Below are 6,639 nucleotides of genomic sequence, written 5' to 3'. Positions count from 1 at the left end.
TACGATAATTTTTTAGTCTGTTTTTTTCATACTAACCAACTCCTCTTTCTTATTATTTTGAATTATCCGACTTTAGTTGTGACTTTTTCACTTTCCTTTACTACTTTCTCATGAATATCACTTACAGCTATTCGGGCCGACTCAAAAGCTCCAGACATCCAACCTGTCATATAGCTTAAATGTTCACCAGCTAAGTAGATACGTCCTTGTGGCTTATTTAAAATCGGATAATAGTTTTGACGATCAGACGCAGAATAAGAAGCCCAGCCACCTTCGTTATACTTTATCTTATGCCAAGCAAGAGAGAAGGACGTTTCAAATTCACTCTTGTATCTCTCATGAATTTTAGCTCCTTGGGAAAGAGCGTGAGCTTCGCGTTGCGCAAGTGACATATTCCCTAGACTAACGGCATTTCCACCGAAATTATAATACCCTACAAGTAATCCTTTCTTCGTACCATATCCAGATGACGGATACCAAATTTGGGAAATATCCATATTGGTTGTAGTCATTCCACCATAGATTCTTTCATCTTCCCAGAACCTACTTTTAAACTGTAAACCAATTTTTCCAGTCGTTGCATACCCAATGCTCTTAATAGCATTTTGCATTTCTGATGTGAAATCAGCAGGAATATTTTTAAGCACTGGTAATGGAATTGTACATATGCAATAGTCACCGGTAATTTCCTTGCTTGCCCCTTTTCCTTTATAAACAATTCGGACTCCTTCAGCAGTTTGTCTGATTTCCTGAACCTCTGCTCCAAATGTTATTTTACCTGGTAGTTGCTTTTCAAGCGCTCTTGGAATCGCATCCATCCCTCCTACTGGTTGGAACATTAACACTTGTTGATCAAAGCTGTACTCTGAAGAGATATGATTGGCCATTTCAGACTTTAATACTTCACTTAGCGAATAAATAGAGTCAAGCGTACCTGGCGCTAAACCAGCTCCTGGTAACTCTTTATATCCTCTTCTTGAAGAACCTGTATAAGAGAAACTAGCATTTAAATCTCCTTCTCTTCGTAAATAAACAAGTAACCTTTCTTTATCATCACTTGATAAAGGCATATCAAGGGCAGTTTGATTAACAGCCTTTGCCAGTAGTTCTGAAGTTTGTCCGCGAATGTCTGCTTTAATTACTTGCTTTCTCACTTTAGTATTTGCAAGTGCTCCTACATTTTCTTGATAAAAGTAAGCTGTTTCATTCGTATTTGTAAAAACTTCTAACGGAACACCTAACTCTCGACAATAGTCGATTGTAATGTGATGCTGAGGAATACGCGCTGGTCCAGCGTTAAAATACTGGTCTTTATCAAATTTAGCAGTTTGAGATACTCCCCCTATTTCCGTTTCCGTTGTTCCACCTCTTACCGTCCAGTTACGACCGCCCGTTCGTTCCCTAGCCTCTAAAATTTGACAATCATAACCTGCTTTTCCTAATTCATAAGCTGCACATAAGCCAGCAATTCCCGCACCTAAAATTACAACTTTCTTACCGATTTTCTTACTAGTTAAGTCACTCTTTTTAGGAGCTCTAAAATCTGAGTTAGCCGAAACAGAAGATCCAAACAGGCCCAAGGTATCCATTGCCCCAAACACGGCAACTGCGCCACCAACTTTACCTACTTGATTAAGAAAATCTCTTCTTGTAAGAATCTTTCCTTTGTTACTCGCCATTAGCATCCACTCCTCATTTTTCAAAATCTAGTAATTGGTGTTCCCATGAAAATCATATATTTTATTTTTTCTGAAAACTACTAATTTTGTTACAAATTCTTACATTGTTTACTATATTGGTTAAATTTTACTGGTTTTCAGTTAGAATTAGAGCAGTATTATGGACTATCCAGGACTCTAGCATTCTATAAGGTAAACTATTGAAAACATGATACTTATTGCCTTTTTCTTGTTTTAAATAGAAAGGTAGCCTACTTATCAATAAACTTTTTAGTAAAAAAAAAAGAGTCTAACTACTCAAAAATACGATTCTACATTTTCTATTTTGCTTCTATCTACGAAATCAGGAATATTCAAAAAAGTTGAATACCTTCTTTAGTTCAACCTTTCTTTCTTCTAAACGCTCTTACTGCACGATTTATTAAAATGAGTAACAACTTTCATACTTAGTGAAACATAGGCATTTTGACTTATTCACTTATTAAAAATATTGTTAGATTATCTCTAATTTTCAAAAGCAAAAGAACGAGTAACTTTTAAATATAATGTATAAACTGTTCAAAGAGCTTCTATATATTCATTAAGTCTAATTCTTTCAAAGGAGTGTGAGAAATGTGAATTATCGCATAGAAAAAGATACAATTGGCGAAATCAAAGTTTTAGCAGATAAAAGATGGGGAGCACAAACACAAAGAAGTAGTGAAAATTTCAATATTGGTAAAGAGAATATGCCAATCGAAGTAATTATCGCGTTTGCTCAACTGAAAAAAAGTGCAGCTCTTGTCAATCACGCACTAGGTACATTATCTACTGCTAAAAAAAACGTTATTATTACAGCTGCTGATGAAATAATAGCTGAAAAGTTTAACGAACATTTCCCTTTAAAAGTTTGGCAAACAGGTAGCGGAACTCAATCAAATATGAACGTAAATGAAGTGATAGCAAACCGCGCCAATGAACTATTACAAGAACAAGGAAGTAAAGAAAAAGTCCATCCAAACGACGACGTCAATAAATCTCAAAGTTCTAATGATACGTTCCCAACTGCGATGCATGTAGCAACTGTCATTAAAATTGAAGATACTCTCCTGCCAGCTTTAGCAAAATTAAAACGGACTTTCAATAAGAAAGCCGAAACATATAAAGATGTCATTAAAATAGGAAGGACGCATTTACAGGATGCCACTCCTCTAACACTCGGACAAGAAATTAGTGGTTGGGTACGAATGCTCGAAAAGACAGAAAAAATGATTCAACAAAGTTTAGAAACTGCAAGAGAACTCGCTATTGGAGGAACCGCTGTTGGAACTGGTATTAATGCTCATCCTCAGTTCGGTAAGTTGGTAGCTGAAGACATTAGTAAATCCACGGGTAAATCGTTTAAATCTGCTGAAAATAAATTTCACGCCCTAACAAGTCATGATGAAATTGTCTACATACACGGAGCTTGTAAAGCCCTAGCTGCTGATTTAATGAAGATCGCAAACGATGTGAGGTGGTTAGCAAGTGGGCCACGATCTGGTATTGGAGAGATCACGATTCCAGCAAATGAACCAGGCAGTTCAATTATGCCCGGAAAAGTCAATCCGACTCAAAGCGAGGCGTTAACGATGGTGGCTTGTCAAGTCATGGGCAATGACGCTACGATTGGCTTCGCAGCAAGTCAAGGTAATTTTGAACTGAACGTCTTCAAGCCTGTTATTATCTACAACCTCCTTCAATCTATTACATTACTTAGTGATTCAATGATATCATTTAACGATCATTGTGCAGTAGGAATTGAGCCTAACATGGAGGTTATTAAACGTAATCTCAACCAGTCTCTTATGCTTGTTACAGCTCTTAATCCTCATATTGGCTATGAGAATGCAGCTACTATCGCCAAACTCGCTCATCAGGATGGTATTACATTAAAAGAGGCGGCTCAAAAATCTGGATTGCTCTCAGAAAATGAATTCGATCGACTTGTAAAACCAGAGGAAATGATCACACCTAAAGAGTAAGACGATTCAACCTAAATAAAGAGACTATCGAAAATTCACTCGATAGTCTCTTTAATCCAGTTATTCATTTAAATAGGAACAACAATAATCCGTTACTGAATAAACCTTTAATTTAAATGATTGTTTCCCAGGTACATAAAAAACTCCACTACCTTCGATCATTTTCCAGTCTTCTTGTTCTAGCTTATATTCAAGCTTCCCAGCTATAATTTCCATCTCTTCTTTGACTTCCGTTGAAAATTCATATTCCCCAGGAAGCATTATCCCTAACGTTTTCTTTGTTCCGTCTTTTAAGATGATCGCTCTACTAGTTACCCTGCCATCAAAATAAACATTAGCTTTTTTTATTAGTGTTATATTTTCAATTTGTGTCATTGTGTTCGTCCTCTCGGTTTTAACAATAATTTATCACAATTTACCAGTTAATTAAATAGAATTTTTAGAATAATGAAATGAATATTTTATTTATTTTAGTAAAAGATATTCAATATATTGAACGAAAGGGGTTTAGTTCACTTGAAGAAAAATATACAAACCATCACAGGAACAAATATCGAAAAAGTTAAAAAGCTTAATGCAGAGTCAGGACTTTCATACAACGAAGCAAAAATCCAACTAGCTAAAAAACGAGGTCTATTAAAGTAATTAAATGGAGACAGGGGGTCTATTAGACTTCCTTATTTTTTCTCCCTTATGCATATATGTGCCGTATGTTTTAGCAATTTCCTCTGCTTCTTCTCCCAGTGGAATTTCTGATGTTTTATAAGTAATAAAATATGAGTGCACATTTTTACCATTTAACGTCCAACCAAAAAACATTAACGCAATTTTATGCCATCCTGAGTCTCTAAATGAAACCATATCTTTACCTTTACGCCAAACTGTGATAGTCTGACCAACCCCCGCCTCGAGTTGACCTTGGACTTCTGCATACAAGATATCTTTATTTTTAGTTACTTGTTTTCGGACAATGTTAGTCATAATAATAAAAGGAATAAGTCGCGCAAGATTTAAACCCATAGCATGTGTAATCGAAACGATAAATTCACCATTAAACTCCTTTTTTCTTCCATATGTATGAAGATTACCTTCCCCTAGTTGATCAACCTGTTGAGAATTCCAATTCATTTTTGCCCATACACCTCCTTCCCTTCTTTAATTTATTATAGACAACGTTGTTTTTTTCCTTTGTTATGTAATATTTTACATAATTACAAACTAATTTTCCCTAAAAGAGATAGAAAAAGGTTATTCCAAAGGTCTGTGACCTATTGAAATAACCCCCATGTTAGAATTCCTTTTAACTTAACTTGAAAGCTTATCTTTTTCTTGATCTTTTTTGTATTCTTCTTCCCAATAGTCAGCGTTTTTAATGCCAAGCTTTTTAGGATCAAAAACAGGATCAAGTCCTTGTTTCTTCTGCTCCTCATAGTCCTTTAAAGTACGAAGGGCTGGTTTTGCTAGAATTAAAATCGCAATTAAGTTAAGCCAAACCATTAAGCCAAGTCCAACATCCCCTAGCGCCCACGCAAGGTCTGCTTCACGTACTGAACCAAAGAATACAGCTAACAATAACACAACTTTCAACACTAACATTCCCGATTTTCTAAATTTACCGCGAATCAGGTATGCAATGTTCGTTTCTGCCATGTAGTAATAAGCCATAATAGTTGTAAAAGCGAAGAAGAACAACGCTACTGCAACGAATGCAGCTCCAAATCCAGGTAGGACTGATTCAATCGCAGCTTGTGTATAGCCTGCTCCTGCTGGGATTTCACTTCCTAAATTATTCACAATGAAACCACCATTAGGGCTCTCTGTATTATACATGCCTGTAAATAAAATCATAAATGCGGTTGCCGAACATACAAGCAATGTATCAATATAAACGGAAAAAGATTGTACTAGTCCTTGTTTCGCAGGATGAGAGACCTCCGCAGCTGCCGCAGCATGAGGACCAGTTCCTTGTCCCGCTTCATTTGAGTAAATACCACGTTTTACGCCCCATGAAATAGCTAAACCAATGATACCACCGAATGCAGCGTCAGCACCAAAGGCACTACTAACAATTAATCCGATTACAGCAGGTAACGACGTAATATTTACTAATACAATGATTAAAGATAAGAGGATATAAGCTATAGCCATAAACGGCACAACATATTGAGCAACAGTTGCAATTCGTTTTACTCCCCCAAAAATGATAATACCGATAATAGCAATCAAAATGGAAGCGGTAACATACGTATTAACTGAGAATGCATTCTCCACAGCAATAGCGATTGAATTGGCTTGAATTCCTGGCATGAGTAAGCTCATTGCTAAAAGTGTAGCAATTGCAAAGATTACCGCGTACCATTTCCACCCAATTCCTTTTTCAATATAGTAAGCAGGTCCACCACGGTATTGACCGTCTTGCTTCACCTTGTACATCTGTGCAAGTGTTGATTCAATAAAAGCACTTGATGCACCGATGAAGGCAATAGTCCACATCCAAAATACAGCTCCTGGCCCACCAAAAGCGATCGCTGTTGCCGTCCCAGCGATATTACCTGTTCCGACTCGTCCAGACAAGGCAATAGCTAATGCTTGGAACGAAGATATACCAGCAGAAGAGCTTTTACCGGTAAATGTCAATTTAACCATGTTTTTCAGATGTCTAACTTGAGAGAATCTTGTAAGAATGGTAAATAAAAGTCCTACTCCAAGACAAAAATAGATCATTGGTGTACTCCACAGAACACCATTAAGCCAATTGACGAATTGCTCCAAATGAATTCCCCCTAAATCTGTATTTTTATTTTTTAGAATCTTAACTCTAATTTGAATTATAATGTAGCTATCACATTATGACAATATAGCAAAATGGAAATTGTTACAAAATCGTTCGACATTTTGCCATATTTCCTACTTGATTTTTAACTTTTAGTAATATCAGTACAAATTATGTAGCTTTA

6 protein-coding genes are annotated in these 6,639 nt (G+C 36.3%); 2 read left to right on the top strand and 4 right to left on the bottom strand.

Annotation, left to right across the window (positions count from 1 at the left end):
• Positions 1-62: 62 nt before the first annotated feature.
• On the bottom strand, positions 63-1,679 hold the full coding sequence (locus JCM9157_RS16200) for a flavin monoamine oxidase family protein (RefSeq protein ID WP_035666350.1): 1,617 nt from the start codon (positions 1,677-1,679) through the stop codon (positions 63-65).
• A 614-nt stretch (positions 1,680-2,293) separates the two neighbouring features.
• On the opposite strand from JCM9157_RS16200, the gene fumC reads away from it, so the two are divergent.
• Positions 2,294-3,682, top strand: coding sequence for a class II fumarate hydratase (gene fumC / locus JCM9157_RS16195; RefSeq protein ID WP_035666347.1), 1,389 nt, complete (start codon positions 2,294-2,296; stop codon positions 3,680-3,682).
• A gap of 60 nt (positions 3,683-3,742) precedes the next feature.
• Here the strand turns inward: fumC and ppnP are convergent, their stop codons facing one another.
• Complete coding sequence (gene ppnP / locus JCM9157_RS16190; protein WP_035666345.1) at positions 3,743-4,057, bottom strand: pyrimidine/purine nucleoside phosphorylase; 315 nt, start codon at positions 4,055-4,057, stop codon at positions 3,743-3,745.
• A 141-nt stretch (positions 4,058-4,198) separates the two neighbouring features.
• Between ppnP and JCM9157_RS25810 the strand changes: the two genes are divergently transcribed.
• Entirely contained in the window at positions 4,199-4,327 is a 129-nt protein-coding gene (locus tag JCM9157_RS25810) for a hypothetical protein (protein ID WP_268870956.1), read from the top strand.
• On the opposite strand, the gene JCM9157_RS16185 is transcribed toward JCM9157_RS25810, so the two are convergent.
• Complete coding sequence (locus JCM9157_RS16185) at positions 4,328-4,810, bottom strand: hypothetical protein (RefSeq protein ID WP_052013198.1); 483 nt, start codon at positions 4,808-4,810, stop codon at positions 4,328-4,330.
• A gap of 177 nt (positions 4,811-4,987) precedes the next feature.
• Complete coding sequence (locus JCM9157_RS16180; RefSeq protein ID WP_035666343.1) at positions 4,988-6,454, bottom strand: alanine/glycine:cation symporter family protein; 1,467 nt, start codon at positions 6,452-6,454, stop codon at positions 4,988-4,990.
• Positions 6,455-6,639: the final 185 nt, after the last annotated feature.

It is taken from the genome of Halalkalibacter akibai JCM 9157, assembly GCF_000513135.1.
In the GTDB taxonomy this organism is placed as follows: Bacteria; Bacillota; Bacilli; order Bacillales; family Bacillaceae_D; genus Halalkalibacter; species Halalkalibacter akibai.
Note: the sequence above shows the minus strand (reverse complement) of the source record. Positions and strands in the feature narration are given on the sequence as shown.